16 protein-coding genes are annotated in these 17851 nt (G+C 72.5%); 12 read left to right on the top strand and 4 right to left on the bottom strand.

The genetic code is table 11. The features are described from left to right. Nucleotides 1–84: 84 nt before the first annotated feature. From JK364_RS31185 to JK364_RS31160, 6 genes are all read left to right on the top strand, one after another. A complete protein-coding gene (locus tag JK364_RS31185) occupies nt 85–657 on the top strand; it encodes a TetR-like C-terminal domain-containing protein (protein ID WP_201854675.1) in 573 nt (190 codons plus the stop codon). A gap of 193 nt (nt 658–850) precedes the next feature. Beyond that, nucleotides 851–1753 carry a glycoside hydrolase family 19 protein gene (locus JK364_RS31180; protein ID WP_201854674.1) on the top strand — a complete coding sequence of 301 codons (903 nt, stop codon included), beginning with the start codon at nt 851–853 and terminating at the stop codon, nt 1751–1753. 108 nt (nt 1754–1861) lie between these two features. Further along, nucleotides 1862–2749, top strand: coding sequence for a GNAT family N-acetyltransferase (locus tag JK364_RS31175; protein WP_201854673.1), 888 nt, complete (start codon nt 1862–1864; stop codon nt 2747–2749). 69 nt (nt 2750–2818) lie between these two features. Next, the gene (locus tag JK364_RS31170; protein ID WP_201854672.1) at nt 2819–4078 is read left to right on the top strand and encodes an MBL fold metallo-hydrolase; all 1260 of its coding nucleotides are present in this window, start codon (nt 2819–2821) and stop codon (nt 4076–4078) included. A gap of 218 nt (nt 4079–4296) precedes the next feature. Then, complete coding sequence (locus JK364_RS31165) at nt 4297–5166, top strand: chitosanase (RefSeq protein WP_201854671.1); 870 nt, start codon at nt 4297–4299, stop codon at nt 5164–5166. A gap of 97 nt (nt 5167–5263) precedes the next feature. Beyond that, nucleotides 5264–5989 carry an alpha/beta fold hydrolase gene (locus tag JK364_RS31160; RefSeq protein ID WP_201854670.1) on the top strand — a complete coding sequence of 242 codons (726 nt, stop codon included), beginning with the start codon at nt 5264–5266 and terminating at the stop codon, nt 5987–5989. Between the two features lie 20 nt (nt 5990–6009). Here JK364_RS31160 and JK364_RS31155 read toward each other — a convergent pair whose 3' ends face one another. The 3 genes from JK364_RS31155 to JK364_RS31145 form a co-directional block, all read right to left on the bottom strand. Beyond that, on the bottom strand, nt 6010–6702 hold the full coding sequence (locus tag JK364_RS31155) for a gamma-glutamyl-gamma-aminobutyrate hydrolase family protein (RefSeq protein ID WP_201854669.1): 693 nt from the start codon (nt 6700–6702) through the stop codon (nt 6010–6012). 137 nt (nt 6703–6839) lie between these two features. Next, the gene (gene eat, locus JK364_RS31150; RefSeq protein WP_201854668.1) at nt 6840–8336 is read right to left on the bottom strand and encodes an ethanolamine permease; all 1497 of its coding nucleotides are present in this window, start codon (nt 8334–8336) and stop codon (nt 6840–6842) included. Nucleotides 8337–8463: 127 nt separating this feature from the next. Then, nucleotides 8464–9216: a FadR/GntR family transcriptional regulator gene (locus JK364_RS31145; RefSeq protein WP_201854667.1), complete on the bottom strand. Its 753-nt coding sequence runs from the start codon at nt 9214–9216 to the stop codon at nt 8464–8466. A 124-nt stretch (nt 9217–9340) separates the two neighbouring features. On the opposite strand from JK364_RS31145, the gene JK364_RS31140 reads away from it, so the two are divergent. The 4 genes from JK364_RS31140 to JK364_RS31125 all read left to right on the top strand — a co-directional run bounded on the left by JK364_RS31140 (nt 9341) and on the right by JK364_RS31125 (nt 13921). Beyond that, nucleotides 9341–10708 carry a glutamine synthetase family protein gene (locus JK364_RS31140; protein WP_201854666.1) on the top strand — a complete coding sequence of 456 codons (1368 nt, stop codon included), beginning with the start codon at nt 9341–9343 and terminating at the stop codon, nt 10706–10708. A gap of 11 nt (nt 10709–10719) precedes the next feature. Next, nucleotides 10720–12102 carry an aldehyde dehydrogenase family protein gene (locus JK364_RS31135; RefSeq protein ID WP_201854665.1) on the top strand — a complete coding sequence of 461 codons (1383 nt, stop codon included), beginning with the start codon at nt 10720–10722 and terminating at the stop codon, nt 12100–12102. Between the two features lies 1 nt (nt 12103). Then, the gene (locus JK364_RS31130; protein ID WP_201854664.1) at nt 12104–12886 is read left to right on the top strand and encodes a 3-oxoacyl-ACP reductase; all 783 of its coding nucleotides are present in this window, start codon (nt 12104–12106) and stop codon (nt 12884–12886) included. 69 nt (nt 12887–12955) lie between these two features. Continuing rightward, nucleotides 12956–13921: a DUF2510 domain-containing protein gene (locus tag JK364_RS31125; protein ID WP_201854663.1), complete on the top strand. Its 966-nt coding sequence runs from the start codon at nt 12956–12958 to the stop codon at nt 13919–13921. Between the two features lie 77 nt (nt 13922–13998). Here JK364_RS31125 and JK364_RS31120 read toward each other — a convergent pair whose 3' ends face one another. Beyond that, nucleotides 13999–15195, bottom strand: coding sequence for an amino acid deaminase/aldolase (locus JK364_RS31120; RefSeq protein ID WP_201854662.1), 1197 nt, complete (start codon nt 15193–15195; stop codon nt 13999–14001). Between the two features lie 213 nt (nt 15196–15408). Between JK364_RS31120 and JK364_RS31115 the strand changes: the two genes are divergently transcribed. Together JK364_RS31115 and mycP are read left to right on the top strand one after the other, a co-directional pair. Beyond that, complete coding sequence (locus JK364_RS31115; RefSeq protein WP_230992740.1) at nt 15409–16467, top strand: hypothetical protein; 1059 nt, start codon at nt 15409–15411, stop codon at nt 16465–16467. After that, nucleotides 16464–17681, top strand: a complete 1218-nt coding sequence (mycP, locus tag JK364_RS31110; protein WP_201854661.1) for a type VII secretion-associated serine protease mycosin — start codon at nt 16464–16466, stop codon at nt 17679–17681. The genes JK364_RS31115 and mycP overlap by 4 nt, the downstream gene beginning before the upstream one ends. Nucleotides 17682–17851: the final 170 nt, after the last annotated feature.

Genomic DNA, 17851 nt, shown 5'->3' with positions numbered 1-17851 from the left:
GAACTTTGCGTTAGTGGCTTCAAGGTACCACTAACGCACTGATCGCTGCGCTAAAAAAGCAGCGATCAGTGCGATACTGGTGGCATGCCCGCTACGACTTCCCCCGTGCCCCGCACCGGCAGCCGGCCCGGCGGCCGCTCCGCCCGCATCCGCGCGGCCGTCCACCGGGCCGTCAGGGAGCTGCTCACCGACGAGGCCGACGAACCGCTGACGATCCCGGTCGTGGCCACCCGGGCGGGCGTGCACGCCACCACGGTCTACCGCCGCTGGGGCTCCGTCGGCGACCTGCTCGCCGACGTCGCGACCAGCCGCTTCTCCGATGGCATCGTGGTGCCGGACACCGGAAGTCTCCGCGGTGACCTGGAACGCTATGCGTCCGACCTCGCCAAGGACCTCAACGACCCGGACGCCCTGCCTCTGGTGCGCGCCACCATCGGCACGGCCGGGGAGCAGGGCGCCGGCGCGTGCACCGGGGAGCGTCAGCAGCAGCTCCAGGCCATGCTCGACCGGGAACGTGCCCGGGGCAATTGGGCCCCGACCGTCGAACGCGCCACCGAGGCTCTGCTCGCCCCCCTCTACTACCGGGCCGTCTTCACCGACCAGGCCCCCACCGCCGAATGGGCACGCACCCTGGTGTCACACCTGCTGCCGGACTGACGGAACCGGCACCACCGGCCTCGGCGCCTTTCTTCCGGCATCCCGTGATGTCCGCTCTTCCGGTCATCCCGTGATGTCCGCCCTTTTACTCATCCCCGCACAAAGGTTTGGTCTATACCTTGACTGGTATAGACCAAACCGCTTGAGTGTCCCTCAGAGTTCCAGGGCCCCCCACGCGAAGGAGATCGGCCCCATGTGGAGACGACGTGTTCTGGCGCCGCTCGCGGCGACCGCGGCGGTGTGTGCGAGTCTGCTTGTCATGCCCATGGCCTCAGCCTCGGCGGCGGGAACGACCGCCCAGGCGGCCTGCAACTACCCGAACTGGGTGGCGGGCAAGCCGTACGTCACCGGCGACATCGTCCGGTACACCGACGGCAAGTACTACCGCGCGGAGCACGACAACCCGGGCTATGACCCGGTGATCAGCACCTGGTACTGGGAGCCCTACAACTGCGGCGGCGAGGGCCAGAACCCGAGCGGCTTCGTGGTGAGCGAGGCGCAGTTCAACCAGATGTTCCCGAACCGGAACTCGTTCTACACCTACCAGGGCCTGACCGCCGCCCTGAGCGCCTACCCCGGCTTCGCCAACACCGGCAGCGACACCGTCAAGAAGCAGGAGGCGGCCGCCTTCCTGGCGAACGTCAACCACGAGACCGGCGGCCTGGTCCACATCGTGGAGCAGAACACCTCCAACTACCCGCACTACTGCGACTGGAACCAGCCCTACGGCTGCCCCGCGGGCCAGGCGGCGTACTACGGCCGCGGACCGATCCAGCTCAGCTGGAACTTCAACTACAAGGCCGCGGGCGACGCGCTCGGTATCGATCTGCTCGGCAACCCCTGGCTGGTGGAGCGGGACGCCGCGGTGTCCTGGAAGACCGCCCTGTGGTTCTGGAACACCCAGCGCGGGGCCGGTTCGATGACCCCGCACGACGCCATGGTCAACCAGCGCGGCTTCGGCGAGACCATCCGCGCCATCAACGGCAGCCTGGAGTGCAACGGCGGCAACCCCGGTCAGGTGCAGAGCCGAATAGACGCCTACCAGCGGTTCGTTCAGATACTCGGCACCACCCCCGGCTCCAACCTGAGCTGCTGACCGGCCGCCGATGACCGGCCGCCGATGACCGGCCGCCGAGCGGCCGTCCGGTCGGAAGCGAGGAAATTGAGGTGCGCCGCTCCGCCGCCACGCGCCAGCCTGGAGCACATGGCGTGGACGGTGACGTACGACCTCGAGGAGTTCCGGGCCGCGGCGGGTGGCTTCCTGCGCGCCCACCCGGCCCGGAACACCACTTTGCTCACGGTGGTCACTTCCCTCACGGTGGCGGGAAGCGGCAGATACGGCGCCGAGCCGCCGGTCTACGGCTGGTGGACCGGAGGGGGCGGGGCGGTGGAGGGCGTGTTCCTGTGCACCCCGCCGTACCCCCCGCTGCTCTCCGCCCTCTCCGGCGAGGCGGCCCGGGCCCTCGCCCGCACCCTCGCCCGGGACGGCGAGCTGAAGGTCACCGGGGTGAACGCGGGGCGCGAGACCGCCGAGACCTTCGCCGCCACCTGGACGGACCTCGCCGGTGCGATGAGCACCGTCGAGCAGACCCACCGGCTCTATCGGCTCGATGCCCTCACCCCGCCCGACCCCGCCCCACCCGGGCGGCCCCGGACCGCCACCACCGCCGACCGGGACCTGCTGATCACCTGGTGCGAGGGGTTCGCCCGCGAGACCGGCGCGCTGAGGGGCGACGCCGCCGCGCAGGTGGACGACAAGCTCGGCCATGACGGGATCACGCTGTGGGAGCTCGACGGCCGGCCGGTGGCCTGCGCCGGGATCAGCCGTACGATCGCCGGCATGGCCCGGGTCAGCCTGGTCTACACCCCGCCCGAGCTGCGCGGACGTGGCTACGCGGGAGCCGCCACGGCCGCCGTGAGCGGGGCCGCGCGGGCCGCCGGGGTGCAGGAGGTCCTGCTCTTCACCGATCTCGACAACCCCACCAGCAACGCCCTCTACCAGCGTCTCGGCTACCGCCCGCTGGAGGACCACCTGCTGCTGTCCTTCATCTCGGCCGGGAGTGCCGTTCCGGAACAAGGTCCCCCCTCGTAAGAGTTGTGTCATTGCGGCCCAACGGCACCGCGCGTTGGAGCGCTCCCGCCCTCTCACCCTGGAGGCCCCGTGACCGGCTCCCATCCGACACGTTCCCGGCTCACCGCCGCGCTGCGCCCCGCCGCCTTCGGGGCGGATCCCGGTGGGGAGCGGATGGAGCGCATCAGGCGGTCGCCGAACTTCGCGAACGGTGTGTTCGTCAACCCGGTGGGGGCCCGCACCGTCCCGTCCGGCTCGATGCTGAAGTTCGCGTCCACCTACTTCCGCAAGGAGGAGCGCGTCCGCCGGGCCCCGGCCGGGACCGTGCCGGTGCACCCCACCACCGTCGCCGATCTGGCCACTCCGCCCGCCTCCGGGCTGCGGCTGACCTGGATGGGGCACTCCAGTGTGCTGGCGGAGATCGAAGGGCGGCGGGTGCTGTTCGACCCCGTATGGGGACAGCGCTGTTCGCCCTTCTCGTTGGTGGGGCCCAAGCGGTTGCACCCGGTGCCGGTGCCGCTGCGGGAGCTGGGGCCGGTGGACGCGGTGGTCATCTCCCATGACCACTACGACCATCTGGACATGCCCACGATCCGGGCGCTGGTGCGGAGCCACGCGATGTTCGTCGTCCCGCTCGGGGTGGGGGCTCATCTGGAGCGCTGGGGCGTCCCGGCCGAGCGGATGACCGAGCTGGACTGGCACGAGTCCACCGAGGTCGCCGGGCTCACGCTCACCGCCACCCCGGCCCGCCACTTCTGCGGGCGCGGGCTGCGCAACACCCAGCACACCCTGTGGGCCTCCTGGGTGGTGGCCGGTTCCGGGCGCCGGATCTACCACAGCGGGGACACCGGCTACTTCTCCGGCTTCGCGGAGATCGGCGCGGCATACGGGCCGTTCGACACGACCATGATCCAGATCGGTGCCTACTCCGACTACTGGCCGGACATCCATATGACCCCCGAGGAGGGCATGCGGGCCCATCTCGATCTCCAGGGCGGGGACCCGGTGCGGGGGATCATGCTGCCGATCCACTGGGGCACCTTCAACCTCGCCCCGCATCCGTGGGAGGAGCCCGCCGAGGGCACGGTGGCGGCGGCCGAGGAGGCCGGGGCCACCGTGGCCGTTCCGCGTCCTGGCCAGCCGTTCGAGCCGGAGCGCGGGCTGCCGCTGGAGCCGTGGTGGCGGGCGATCGCGGCACGGCCGGTGACGGAGGTACCGGCCGCGGCCGAGGGCGCGGTCGAGCCGGCCGCTCCCGCCGGACCGTCCGGGGCCGGGGCTTCGGGGGCGACCGGAAAGCGTCCCGGGGCGACCGGCGGCGCGGACCCCGCGATGCCCATCCCCCAGTCGTAACACGGGGGTTGGCGCCGCCTCCCGGGGCGGTACGACACGGGCTGCTTCTTTGTCGAATGGCGCTGAATGGCGTCGAAACCCTTGTGGTGGGCATGGCGCGCTCGCTTGAATGGTTAGGAAAGGTTCCTAACGGATCGCCTCAGGGTCCGGGGCCGCCCCGGCGCGCCCTGGGGCGGCCGCGCGCACTTCCCCCACAGTCGACAAGGAACGGAGTCCCCATGTCCCCCATGCACAGGAGGATCGGCCTCGCGGCCGTGGCCGTCACGGTACCGGCCGCGCTCGTCTTCACCGGCGTCGGAGTCGGGCAGGCGTCCGACCACCTGCCGTCCTCGTCGGACGCGCGCCACACCCACTCGGCGCACAAGGCCGCGGCGGCGAGCAACCTGGACGACCCGGCGAAGAAGGAGATCGCCATGAAGCTGGTCTCCAGCGCCGAGAACTCCTCGCTCGACTGGCGCGCCCAGTTCAAGTACATCGAGGACATAGGCGACGGCCGCGGCTACACCGCGGGCATCATCGGATTCTGCTCCGGCACCGGCGACATGCTGGAACTCGTCGAGTACTACACCCAGCAGAAGCCCGGCAACGTCCTGGCCAAGTACCTCCCCGCGCTGCGCGACGTCGACGGCAGCGACTCCCACGACGGCCTCGACCCGAACTTCACCAAGGACTGGAAGAAGGCCGCCGCCGACAAGGCGTTCCAGGACGCCCAGGAGCACGAGCGCGACCGCGTCTACTTCAATCCGGCCGTCAAGCAGGGCAAGGACGACGGCGTGGGCGCGCTCGGCCAGTTCGTCTATTACGACGCGATCGTGATGCACGGCCCCGGTGACAGCAAGTACAGCTTCGGTGGCATCCGTAAGACGGCCCTGTCCAAGGCCAAGTCCCCGGCGCAGGGCGGCAATGAGACCACCTATCTCAACGCCTTCCTCGACGCCCGTAAGGAGGCCATGAAGAGCGAGGAGGCGCACAGCGACACCAGCCGGGTCGACACCGAGCAGCGGAAGTTCCTCAACGAGAAGAACTTCGACCTGGCGCCCCCGTTGAAGTGGAAGGTCTACGGCGACCCGTACGAGATCAACTCCTGACCGTCGCGCCGGTCCCCGCTTGCTAAGCGGGACACTGTCCCATATCTTCAATCGGGACAGTGTCCCGTTTCTTTGCGCGCGGATGGAGAGCAGAGCCATGTCGACATATCTGCTGGTGCACGGTGCCTGGCACAGTGGGCAGTGCTGGGAGCGGGTGGTCCCGCTGCTGGCGGCGGCCGGGCATCGGGTGCTGGCGCCGACGCTGACCGGGTACGGCGACACGGCGCATCTGGCGGGCCCGGAGGTGGGGCTTGATACGCATGTCGACGACATCGTCGGGCTGATCACCGAAGGGGACCTCACCGACGTGGTGCTCGTCGGGCACAGCTATGCCGGGCTGGTCATCGCCGCCGCCGCCAACCGGGTCCCGGAGCGGATCGCGCAACTGGTCCATCTCGACGCGATGGACCCGGCGGACGGCGAGAGCGCGGCCGATGTGATGCCCGTCGTCCAGGGCTGGATCGACCAGGCCGTGGCGTCGGAGAGCGGGTGGCGGATTCCGCCGCCGGACGTGATGCCGCCGCCCCACGGTCTGTTCGGGGTCACCGAACCGGCGGATGTGGAGTGGCTGCGGTCGATGCTGTCGGATCAGCCGGTGCGCTGCCTCCAGCAGCCGGTCCGGCTGGACAACCCGGCCGTGAACGCGATCCCGCGGACGCATATCCACTGCGTCGCCAATGTGCCGGAGGGCATCACCCGGCGCCCCGTCCCCGCCGTCCAGCCCAACGGCAGTCCGTCACAGGTGTGGGAATTGGCGACCGGTCACGACTGCATGGTCACCATGCCGGGTGAACTCACCGAACTGCTGCTCAAGCTCGGCTGAGTCAGTCCCCTGTCGGTTCCTCAGCCCGACGCCGCCTCCACGAGGGCGCGCATGACCCGTAGGTCGTCGCCCGCCTCCGGATGCCACTGGACGCCCAGCACGAACGCCTCCGCGTCCGGCAGCTCCACCGCCTCCACCGTTCCGTCGTCCGTGGCGTGGGCCGAGGGGGTCAGTCCCCTGCCCAGATGGGCCACGGACTGGTGGTGGAAGGTGGGGACGGACACCGGCTCCGGGAGGATCCCGGCGAGGAGCGTGCCCGGGACCGGCTTCACCTCGTGGTGGTCGAAGACGCCGGGCGGGCCCACATGACCGTCCAGGTGCTGGACGAGGGTGCCGCCGAGGGAGACGTTCAGGAGCTGGTGGCCGCGGCAGATGCCCAGCAGGGGAGTGCCCGACGCCAGGGCCGCCTCGATCAGGGCCAGCTCCCAGGCGTCCCGCTCCCGCGCGGGCGGCCCGGTGCGCGGCTCCGCCTCGGCCCCGTACCGCACCGGTTCCACATCCGGGCCGCCGGAGATGACGAGCCCGTCGAGGCGGGAGACGACGGACGCGGCGGCGGCCGGGTCCGCGTCCGGTGGCAGCATCGCCGCCAGGCCGCCCGCGCGCTGGACGAGCAGGTGGTAGCCCGCGGGCAGCAGCGCGGCGGGGAGGTTCCACACGCCCCAGCTCGCCGAGGGTTCGAGATAGGTGCTGACGCCGATCAGGGGCTTGGACACCGGGGACTCCGAATCTTCGTGGATCTGCTCGGTCGCGGGACGGTTCCCGGCCGCTGGACCGCTCTCCGTCGCGGGACGGTTCTCGGTCGCGGGGCGGTTCCCGGCCGTGGGACGGTTCTCCCGTCGCGGGAATGGTCTCAGTCGCGGGACAGTTCCGCCTCGGCCTCCGCCAGCGCCGCGAACTCCTCCTCCGGCGCGGCCGCGACCAGGCGGTGGCGGCTGTAGAAGGCGAAGTAGGCCAGCGCCACCGCGTAGACACCGAGCGCGATGAAGGCCGCGTCCTTGTCCACCAGGAAGGTGGCCACCAGCGCGGAGCAGGCCAGGACGAAGGCGAGGGACGACGTCACCGTGCCGCCGGGGGTGCGGTAGGGACGCTCCAGGCCCGGTTCACGGCGGCGCAGGACGATGTGGGAGAGCGACATCAGGGCGTACGAGATGGTGGCGCCGAAGACCGCGGTGTTGAGCATCCGGGCGCCGTCGCCGGTCCACGCCGCGAGCGCGAAGCCGATCGCGCCCGGGACCAGCAGGCCCAGGTAGGGGGCCTTGCGGCTGCTGGTCAGCGAGAGGAAGCGGGGCAGATAGCCGGCCCGGGAGAGCGCGAACAACTGCCGCGAACCGGCGAAGATCAGCGAGAAGAAGGAGGCCACGAGCCCGGCGAGGCCCGCGTAGTTGACGATCCGGGACAGCACCGTGGCCTTGCCGTCCGGCTGGAGCGCCTCGACCAGCGGATTGCCCGCGTCCTGTACGGCATTCGGGCCGCGCGCCCCCGTCGCCGCGAGGAAGGTGAGCAGGGCGAGGAGCAGCAGGATGCCCATGGACCAGGCCATGGCCTTCGGCAGCGTACGGGCCGGGTCCCGGGTCTCCTCCGCCGCCAGCGGCACCCCCTCGACGCCCAGGAAGAACCACATGCCGAAGGGGAACGCCGACCAGATGCCGAGCAGCCCGAACGGCAGCCAGGAGCTCGAGCCGAAGGAGGAGTGGTCCGCCGGGATGTTGTTGAGCGAGCCCGCGTCGAAGTCGGTGAGGGCGCCCACGGCGAAGACCAGCAGCGCGGCGACGGCGATGGCGGTCACGACCAGGCTGAACCGCAGGGCCTCGCCCACGCCCCACAGATGGATGCCGATGAAGATGACGAAACACGCCAGATAGACCGGCCAGCCGGACTCCAGGCCGAAGAGCCCGAGCGATTCGACGTAGTCGCCGATGAAGATGGAGATGGCGGCGGGCGCCAGGACGTACTCGATGAGGATCGCCGTGCCGGTGAGGAAGCCGCCCCAGGGGCCGAGGGCGCGCCGCGCGAAGCCGTAGCCGCCGCCCGCGGTGGGGAGGATCGCGGCCAGCTCCGCCAGGGCGAACACCATGCAGGCGTACATCAGGCCCATCAGCAGGGCGGCGATGGCGAGGCCGCCGAAGCCGCCCTCCGCCAGGCCGAAGTTCCAGCCCGAGAAGTCGCCGGAGACGACGTAGGCGACGCCGAGGCCGGTCAGCAGCAGCGGGCCCGCGCTGCCGCGCCGCAGGGTGCGGCGCTCCAGATACGCGTCCTCGGGGGATGGCGCCGGGCCGCCGCCCGGCGGGGCGCCGCCGGTGGAGGCGCCGGCGGATTCGGTGCGGGCGGATTCGGTACCGTCGGCCATGGGGGACACTCCTGCTCCACACGAGGGGGCGATGGCAAAGGTGTGGGGCCATACCTTTGCCTTCCGGTCGGCGATGCGCAAGACCTCTGCGTAAAACCGTGGTTAAGGACCCCCGGGGGTCGGCCGGTCAGACCAGGAAGCCGCGCAGCAGCGCCGCCGTGCCCTCGCAGTGCTCCCGCATCACCTCGCGCGCCCCGTCCGCGTCCCCGTCCAGCACCGCCTCGACCAGCGCCCCGTGCTGGGCCTGGGAGTGCTCGAGGTTCTTGACCAGCAGCGGGATGCAGTCCAGCAGGTCGTTGACGGTCGCGCGGACGGCCGCGTACTGGGCGGCCAGCGACGGTGAGCCCGCCAGCTCCGCGAGCGTGAGGTGGAGCATCGTGTCCAGGCGGCGGTAGTCGGCCAGCGGGGCGTCCCGCGTCGCGTCCAGGGCCGCCCGCAGCCGCCGCGCCCGCCCCTCGTCCAGCCCGTGCGCGGCGCACAGCCCCGCCGCGCCCACCTCCAGGACCTCGCGGAACCGCAGGGTGTCCTCGACGTCGACCGCCTCGACCCGGCGCCGCAGCTCGTCCTCGCCGCCGCCCTCGGCGGGCTCGGGCCTGGCCCGGACGAAGGTGCCGCCGTAGCGGCCGCGGCGGCTCTCCACCAGCCCCTGGTCCTGCAGCACCTTCAGCACCTCGCGCAGGGTCACCCGGCTGATCCGCAGCCGGTCGGCCAGCTCCCGCTCGGCCGGGAGCCGGCCGCCGTCGGGGACCAGCCCCAGCCGCAGCACCTGGAGTATCTGCTCCAGCGCCTCCTCGAAGCCGTTCCCCGCGCGCACCGGGCGCAGCACCGGCGCCAGCCGGTCGTCCGCCGCGCTCCCGCGCCCACTCCCGCTCTCGCTCATCGAACCGTCCGCACCTACTTCCCAACCAATGGTCTGCGGTATTACCTTAAGGCCCACCCCACGCCCCCCGACCCCTCTCCGCACCCTCCGTTCCCCCGCATTCTCCGACGCAGGAGGCCCCACCGTGGCAGACCGCACGCCCCCGCTCTCGGTCGACGAGCTGACCAGACTGGTCGCCGCCGGGGAGATCGACACCGTCGTCCTGGCCTTCACCGATATGCAGGGAAGGCTCCAGGGCAAGCGGTTCGCCGCCCGCTTCTTCCTCGACGACGTCCTGGCACACGGCACCGAGGGCTGCAACTACCTCCTCGCCGTCGACACCGAGATGAACACCGTCGACGGCTACGCCATGTCCTCCTGGGAGCGCGGCTACGGCGACTTCGCCATGCACGGCGACACCGCCACCCTGCGCCGCACCCCCTGGAACCCCGGCACCGCCCTCCTCACCGCCGACCTCGCCTGGCACGACGGCGGCCCGGTGGTCGCCTCCCCGCGCCAGATCCTGCGCCGTCAGCTCGACCGGCTCGCCGAACGCGGCTGGACCGCGTACACCGGCACCGAGCTGGAGTTCATGGTCTTCAGGGACAGCTACGAGCAGGCGTGGAACACCGGCTACCGCGGACTGACCCCCGCCAACCAGTACAACGTCGACTACTCCGTCCTCGGCACCGGCCGGGTCGAGCCCCTGCTGCGCCGCATCCGCAACGAGATGGGCGCCGCCGGGATGACCGTCGAGTCGGCCAAGGGGGAGTGCAACCTCGGCCAGCACGAGATCGCCTTCCGCTACGCCGACGCCCTGACCACCTGCGACCAGCACGCCGTCTACAAGACCGGCGCCAAGGAGATCGCCGCCCAGGAGGGCATGGCGCTCACCTTCATGGCCAAGTACGACGAGCGCGAGGGCAACTCCTGCCATATCCACCTCTCGCTGCGCGACGAGGCCGGGCACCCCGTGCTCGCCGACGACGACGGTGAGTACGGCATGTCGAAGACCATGCGCCACTTCCTCGCCGGACAGATCGCGGCGATGCGCGACTTCACCCTGCTCTACGCCCCGAACATCAACTCCTACAAGCGGTTCCGCCCCGGCTCCTTCGCGCCCACCGCCGTCGCCTGGGGCCCGGACAACCGCACCTGCGCGCTGCGGATCATCGGCCACGGGCCCTCCCACCGGCTGGAGAACCGGCTCCCCGGCGGCGATGTCAACCCGTACCTGGCCGTGGCCGGGATGGTGGCCGCCGGGCTGCACGGCGTGGAGCAGGAGCTGGAGCTGCCCGAGGTCTGTACCGGCAACGCCTACACCGGCGCCGCCGAGCACGTCCCGACCTCGCTGCGCGACGCCGCCGAGCTGTGGCGGAACAGCCCGATAGCGCGGGCCGCCTTCGGCGACGAGGTGGTCGAGCACTACCTCAACATGGCGCGCGTCGAGCAGGACGCCTATGACACCGCCGTCACGGACTGGGAGCGCTTCCGGTCCTTCGAGCGCATGTGAGGAACCAGCGAGTGAGCACCGAACACCCCCACGAACACCACATCCTCAACCCGGCCACCGAGGAGGTCATCGCCACCGTCCCCGCCGCCTCCCCGGACGAGGTGGCCGCCGCCGTGGCCCGCGCCACCGAGGCGCAGCGCGGCTGGGCCGCGCTCGCGCCCGCCGACCGCGCCCGGCTGCTGCGCCGCTTCGCCGCCGCCGTGGACGGGCACCTCGAGGAACTGGCCGCCCTCGAGGTCCGCGAGGCGGGCCATCCGATCGGCAACGCCCGCTGGGAGGCGGGCAATGTGCGCGATCTGCTGGACTACGCGGCCGGGGGAGCGGAGCGGCTGAGCGGCGCCCAGATCCCGGTGGCCGGCGGTCTGAACGTCACCTTCCATGAGCCGCTGGGCGTGGTCGCGGTCATCGCGCCGTGGAACTTCCCCATGCCCATCGCCGCCTGGGGCACCGCGCCCGCCCTGGCCGCCGGAAACGCCGTCGTCCTCAAACCGGCCGAGACCACCCCGCTCACCGCGCTCCGGCTGGCCGAACTCGCCCTGGAGGCGGGCCTGCCCGAGGGGCTCTTCCAGGTGCTGCCCGGGGCCGGGCCGGTCGCCGGCGCCGCGCTGGTCGAGCACCCCGGCGTCGCCAAGGTCGTCTTCACCGGCTCCACGGCCGTCGGCAAGGAGATCATGGCCAAATGCGCCGCGGGCGTGAAGCGGGTGACCCTCGAACTCGGCGGCAAGAGCCCGAACATCGTCTTCGCCGACGCCGACCTCGAGCGCGCCGCGGCCGCCGCGCCCGGCTCCTTCCTGGACAACACCGGACAGGACTGCTGCGCCCGCAGCCGCATCCTGGTCCAGCGCGGCGTCTACGACCGGTTCATGGAGCTGCTGGCGCCCGCCGTGACCTCCTTCGCGGTCGGCGACCCGGCCGACCCCGCCACCGCCATGGGCCCGCTGATCTCGGCCGCCCAGCGGGAGCGCGTACGGTCCTACGTACCCGAGGACGCGCCCGCCGCGATCCGCGGCGAGGCCCCGGAGGGCAAGGGGTTCTGGTACCCGGCCACCGTGCTGGAGGCCACCGGCCCCGGGGACCGCACCGCCGTGGAGGAGATCTTCGGCCCCGTCGCCGTCGTCCTCCCCTTCGAGGACGAGGCCGACGCCGTACGGCTGGCCAACGCCACCGACTACGGCCTGTCCGGTTCGATCTGGACCCGTGACGTGGGCCGCGCGGTCCGGGTCTCGCGCGCCGTCGCCGCCGGGAACCTGTCCGTCAACTCACACAGCAGCGTGCGGTACGCCACCCCCTTCGGCGGCTACAAGCAGTCCGGCCTGGGCCGGGAGCTGGGCCCCGACGCCCTTACCGCCTTCACCGAGACCAAGAACGTCTTCATCAGCACCGAGGAGCAGTGACGTGACCGAGACCCCCGTGTGCCGCCGCCTGGTGGGCCGTACCGCCGTCGTCACCGGAGCGGGCAGCGGCATCGGCCTGGCCACCGCGCGCCGCCTGGCCTCCGAGGGCGCGCAGGTCGTCTGCGCCGATATCGACGAGAGCGCGGGCAAGACCGCGGCCGAAGAGGTCGGCGGGCTGTTCGTGCGGGTGGACGTGACCGACCCCGAGCAGGTCGAGGCGCTCTTCAAGACCGCCTTCGACACCTACGGTTCGGTGGACATCGCGTTCAACAACGCCGGGATCTCCCCGCCCGACGACGACTCGATCCTCACCACCGGGCTCGACGCCTGGAAGCGGGTCCAGGAGGTCAACCTCACCTCCGTCTATCTGTGCTGCAAGGCCGCGCTGCCGTACATGCGGCGGCAGGGCCGGGGCTCCATCATCAACACCGCCTCGTTCGTGGCCGTGATGGGCGCCGCCACCTCCCAGATCAGCTACACCGCCTCCAAGGGCGGGGTGCTGGCCATGTCCCGCGAACTGGGCGTGCAGTTCGCCCGCGAGGGCATCCGGGTCAACGCGCTGTGCCCGGGGCCGGTCAACACCCCGCTGCTGAAGGAGCTGTTCGCCAAGGACCCGGAGCGGGCCCAGCGCCGGCTGGTGCACGTACCGGTGGGCCGGTTCGCCGAACCGGAGGAGATCGCCTCCGCCGTGGCCTTCCTGGCCAGCGATGACGCGTCCTTCGTCAACGCCGCCGAGTTCCTCGTGGACGGCGGGATCGCCGGGGCATATGTCACGCCGTTGTAGTCCGGGTGCGTAGTCCTGCTATCCGCGGTGTACGGACCCCACCCCTGGCCATAGGCTGACCGTGTGACCATGAACACGCCCCCCGGCTGGTACCCCGATCCCGGCTACGCAGGTAACGGCCCCGCCATGGAACGGTGGTGGGACGGCTCGGCCTGGACCGAGTACACCCGTGATGCCTCGGGCGCCGCGGACCCGGCCTTCGGTCCGCCGCCACCCCCCTACCTGCCAGGGCGGCAGGGGGGACACGGCCACAGCCGGGGCCGCGGGCCGAGGATCGCGGCGCTCTCCGTCGCCGTCGGCGTCGTCGTCGCCGCGATCGTCGGTGGCATCGTGCTGCTGGGCGACGGCGGCGACGGCGGTGGGAACGCCCAGACCGGGCCCGCCCCCAGCACCTCCGAGCCGGACGACGGCGGCGACCCGGCCCCGGACCTCCCCACCCCGGACAACCCCTCGGAGGGGCCCACCGAGAGCCCCAGCGCACCGCCCAGCTACGACCCGGACACCGCCCCTGACCCGGGCAACGGCATCAGCCTGCCGGTGCTCTCCGGCTGGCAGGCGGGGCGCAGCAGCTCCGGCGGCGCGGGCGTCACCACCTCCCGCTACCCCTGCCCCGGCGACCCGTCCACCGACTGTGTGCGCGGCGGCGCCTTCTCCCGTACCGCCGAGGGCTACAAGGCCACCTCCGCCAAGGGCATAGCCAAGGAGGACATCGCGCAGAACGCCGAGGAGTCCTACGGCACGGACCGGGACACCGACCGCAAGGCGTACGGCGGGATCACCTCCCACAAGCAGCTGAAGGCGTCGGCGGTCGAGGTCGCGGGCAAGAAGGGCTATCTGGTCCGCTGGAAGGTGGTGACGAAGAAGGGCGACGACGGCATCGTCCAGTCGGTGGCGTTCCCCTCGCCCACCATGCCGGACGCGATGGTCGTGGTGCGCTTCGGGTTCGACGAGAGCGACAAGGCGCCGCCGCTCAGCGACATGGACAAGATCGTCAAGGGCATCGAGGCGCTGGCGGGCGACGGCCGGTCCATCTAGACGCGCTGTCGGCGCATCCGGATGCCCGGGGCGCCGGTGCGGTCGTCGCATTCCGGTCGTTGCCCGAAAGGTATCGGTCAGAGGAACGTCCTGCCCTCGCCCCGGTACGTCGGCACCTCGGCCACCACCCGGTCCCCCTCGATCAGCCGCAGCGTGTCGAACCGCTCGCACAGCTCACCGGCCTTGGCGTGCCGGAACCACACCTTGTCGCCGATCAGCAGATCGTCGGCGGCCGTGCCCAGCAGCGGGGTCTGCACCTCGCCCGGCCCCTCCAGCGAGTCGTACACCAGCCCCTCCGGCAGATACGGCACCGGCAGCCGGTCCCGGCCCGCCGCGCCCGACGCCGGATAGCCGCCGCCGAGCACCGTCACCACGCCCACCCCGGGGCGGCGCACCACCGGCTGGGCGAACAGGGCCGCCGGGCGGCCGCGGAAGGAGGTGTAGTGGTCGAACAGGCGCGGCTGGTAGAGCCCGGATCCGGCGGCGATCTCGGTCACCGCGTCCTCCGCGGCGGTGTGCTGCACACTGCCCGTACCGCCGCCGTTGACGAACTCCAGGTCCGCCACGGCCCGCACCGCCCGTACGGCCGCGGCCCGGCGCGCCGCGAGCTCCCGGCGCGCCATGGACTGCATCAGCCGGATGACGCGCGAGCGCAGCGGGCTCCCGGGCACCGCGTCGCCCACGCCCGCCACATGCCCCTCGTACGCCATCAGCCCGACCAGCCGGAAGCCGGGGCGGTCGGCGACCGCCCGTGCCAGGGCGGCCAGTTGCTCCGGTTCGCGCAGCGGTGAGCGCAGCGTCCCGACCCGCACCCGCCCGCCGAGCATCCGCAGCGAGGTGTCCAATTCCAGGCAGACCCGGACCTCTTCGGTCCCGGCGCGAACGCTGTCGATCAGATCGAGCTGGGCGAGGTCGTCCACCATGACGGTCACGGCCTCGGCCAGCTTGGGGTCGCCGGTCAGGGTGGCGAAGCCGTCCCGGTCGGCGGAGGGGTAGGCGAGCAGCACATCGTCGAACCCCTCGCGGGCCAGCCACAGCGACTCCGGGAGCGTGAAGCTCATGATCCCCGCGAAGCCCTCGAATGCGAGCGCCCGCTCCAGCAGCGCGCGGCAGCGCACCGATTTGCTGGCCACGCGGATCGGTTTGCCTCCCGCCCTGCGGACCAGATCCCGTGCGTTGTCGTCGAAGGCTTCCACGTCGACAATCGCCACGGGGGCTTCGAGATGGGCGGTGGCCCGGTCGTACCGGGCCCGTTCAGCGGCGGCAGCGGACATGGACGCAGCTTGCCAGACCGCTATTACCACTGGGTAGAGGGCGGCCGGTGCGCAGGGCCCCCGGCTGGCCGTAGAGTGTCGCGCACGCCACGACCGGCAGGTCAGCGGCGTGTTGTCCGTATACGGGCCCGCCTGCCCGAAAGGCGGTGCGGTGGCGCGGCGAACCGGACGGAGCCAGGTGAAGCAGGTCTCGACGGGTGCGAGGGGGCGCAGGTGAGCACCGACGCGGAACAGGCGCACTCACCCCACGGCACGCCCCCACCACGCCCCGCACAACCCCCGCGCACGGCGCCCGAGCGGCCTTCCGCGCCCCCTCCGCGCCCCACCAACGCGCCCGGGTTCACCCCGGATCCGGAGACGCCCGTCCTCGGCGTACGGGCGAAGGCCCCGTTCCCCAGAGGCACCGCCGAGGCGCCCGGCACCCGGGTGCCCCCGCAGCCCCCGACACCGCCGCGCCCGTCCGTGCCTCCGCGCACCGGCGGGCTCTTCGCGGTCGGCGGGCCGTTCGGCCGGCGCCGTCCCCCCAGCCGTACGGCGGCCGCCGCCGCGAGTCTCGTCCTCGGGCTCGGGCTGCTCGGCGGGGCGGCGGCCGGAAGCTGGCTGGGCGACGACCCCGGCGCCGCGCCGTCCACCGCCGACACCTACGCTCACGCCCGCTCCGCCTGGCACAGCATCCCCGTGGACGACCTCTTCCCGCGCACCCTGCGCGGCAAGGGCGAGGGCCCCGGCGGCGCCGACCGCGTCTGGACCCGGATAGCCGTCGCCCCCGACAGCAGCTGCGGCGGTGGATTCGATCCGCTGCTCGCCAAGGCGCTGGCCCCGGTGGGCTGCAAACGGCTGGTGCGCGCCACGTACACCGACACCACCAGCACCAGCGTCACCACCGTCGGAGTGCTGATCACCACCTCAGGACCCACCGGAATGCGGGCGCTGCGGCAGCGCTTCGTCGCCGAGAAGCTGGACGAGCGCACCGATCTCATGCCCCGCGCATACGCCGCCAAGGGGACCGCCGCGGCCGGTTTCGGCGACGACCAGCGCGCCAGCTGGCGGATCCGGATCCTCACCGACGCCCCCGCCGTCGTCTACACCGTCACCGGCTTCGCCGACGGCCGTGAGGTCACCGACCCGCAGTCGGCGGGCGAGGCCACCCAGCGCGGCGCCACCTCGGCCCCCGCGCAGTCCGGCCTCGGCAACGACGCCCGGGGCATCGCCGACGCCATCGAGGCCGGATTCCGCCGGGCCCTGGCCACGTTCACGGAGACCACGTCATGACCCGGATCGGGCGGCGCCTCGCCGTGGCCCTCGCCGCCGCCGGGCTGACCCTGGTGCCCGCCGCGCCCGGATACGCCGACGGCATACAGGCCCAGGAGTGGGCGCTGGACACCCTCCACGTCCGCGAGGCATGGCAGACCACCAAGGGCTCCGGGATCACCGTCGCCGTCCTCGACACCGGCGTCGACGACGGCCACCCCGACCTCGAAGGCCAGGTGGAGCCGGGGAAGGACCTCATCGGCTTCGGCGCCCGGCGCGGCGAACGCGCCTGGGCCCGCCACGGCACCGCCATGGCCGGGATCATCGCCGGGCACGGCCACGGCGCGTCCGGCGGCGAGGGCGTGCTGGGCGTCGCCCCGAAGGCGCGGATCCTGCCGGTGCGGGTGATCCTCGAGGACTCCGATCCCGACCGTAAGAAGGCCCGCTCGACCCGGGGCGGCGCGCTCGCCGCCGGGATCCGCTGGGCGGCCGACCACGGCGCCGACGTCATCAACCTCTCGCTCGGCGACGACAGCTCCTCCGCCCACCCCGAGGCCGCCGAGGACGCCGCCGTGCAGTACGCGCTGCGCAAGGGCGCGGTCGTGGTCGCCTCCGCGGGCAACGGCGGTGAGAAGGGCGACCGGGTCTCCTATCCGGCCGCCTACCCCGGGGTCATCGCCGTGACCGCCGTGGACCGCTACGGCTCCCGCGCCGCCTTCTCCACCCGCCGCTGGTACGCCACCGTCTGCGCACCCGGCGTCGACGTGGTCATCGCCGACCCCGACAAGCGCTACTACGAGGGCTGGGGCACCAGCGCGGCCGCCGCCTTCGTCTCCGGCTCCGTCGCCCTCGTCCGCGCCGCCCACCCCGACCTGAGCCCGCGCCAGATCCGCGGGCTCCTCACCCGGACCGCCCAGGACGCCCCCGAGGGCGGCCACAGCGACGACCTCGGCGCGGGCCTGGTGAACCCGGCGGCGGCGATCACCGCGGGCGACAAGATGAAGCCCGAGGCCCAGCGACCCGAAGCGGCCGCCTCCCCGAACCGCTACTTCGGCAACGGCCCCGGCCACACCCAGGGCGCCCACGACGACTCCGGCCCCAACCGGATGGCCCTCCTCGCCGGCCTCGCCGGCACGGCCCTGGTCGTCGCCGCGATATCCCTGTGGCGCGGCTCGGGCCCGCTGCGGGTGCCCCCGCGACTGCGGGGGCTGCTGCCGGGGACGCGTACGCGCTGAGCGGCGCCCGGCCGCCGCGATGACCGGCCGAGGCCCGCTGCCGGGTATGCCGCTGACGGGGTTCCGTCGGCCCTGAGCCGCGCCCGGCGCCTGCGTCGTCGGCTCGGGGCCCGGTGCGCGCGCTGCTCTTGGGGGTCCGTACGGGCTGAGGCCCGGCGGCGGTCGTCGGC

The sequence above is a fragment of the Streptomyces endocoffeicus genome (assembly GCF_016741935.1).
GTDB classification, from domain to species: domain Bacteria; phylum Actinomycetota; class Actinomycetes; order Streptomycetales; family Streptomycetaceae; genus Streptomyces; species Streptomyces endocoffeicus.
The sequence above is the reverse complement of the archived record's forward strand: the minus strand, read 5'-3'. Positions and strand labels throughout refer to the sequence as shown.

What these genes read in the sequence shown, in the direction of transcription:
- JK364_RS31185 (WP_201854675.1), top strand. Translation starts at nt 85, where the DNA reads ATGCCCGCTACGACTTCCCCCGTGCCCCGCACCGGCAGCCGGCCCGGC.
- JK364_RS31180 (WP_201854674.1), top strand. Translation starts at nt 851, where the DNA reads ATGTGGAGACGACGTGTTCTGGCGCCGCTCGCGGCGACCGCGGCGGTG.
- JK364_RS31175 (WP_201854673.1), top strand. Translation starts at nt 1,862, where the DNA reads ATGGCGTGGACGGTGACGTACGACCTCGAGGAGTTCCGGGCCGCGGCG.
- JK364_RS31165 (WP_201854671.1), top strand. Translation starts at nt 4,297, where the DNA reads ATGTCCCCCATGCACAGGAGGATCGGCCTCGCGGCCGTGGCCGTCACG.
- JK364_RS31160 (WP_201854670.1), top strand. Translation starts at nt 5,264, where the DNA reads ATGTCGACATATCTGCTGGTGCACGGTGCCTGGCACAGTGGGCAGTGC.
- eat (WP_201854668.1), bottom strand. Translation starts at nt 8,336, where the DNA reads ATGGCCGACGGTACCGAATCCGCCCGCACCGAATCCGCCGGCGCCTCC.
- JK364_RS31145 (WP_201854667.1), bottom strand. Translation starts at nt 9,216, where the DNA reads ATGAGCGAGAGCGGGAGTGGGCGCGGGAGCGCGGCGGACGACCGGCTG.
- JK364_RS31125 (WP_201854663.1), top strand. Translation starts at nt 12,956, where the DNA reads ATGAACACGCCCCCCGGCTGGTACCCCGATCCCGGCTACGCAGGTAAC.
- JK364_RS31120 (WP_201854662.1), bottom strand. Translation starts at nt 15,195, where the DNA reads ATGTCCGCTGCCGCCGCTGAACGGGCCCGGTACGACCGGGCCACCGCC.
- mycP (WP_201854661.1), top strand. Translation starts at nt 16,464, where the DNA reads ATGACCCGGATCGGGCGGCGCCTCGCCGTGGCCCTCGCCGCCGCCGGG.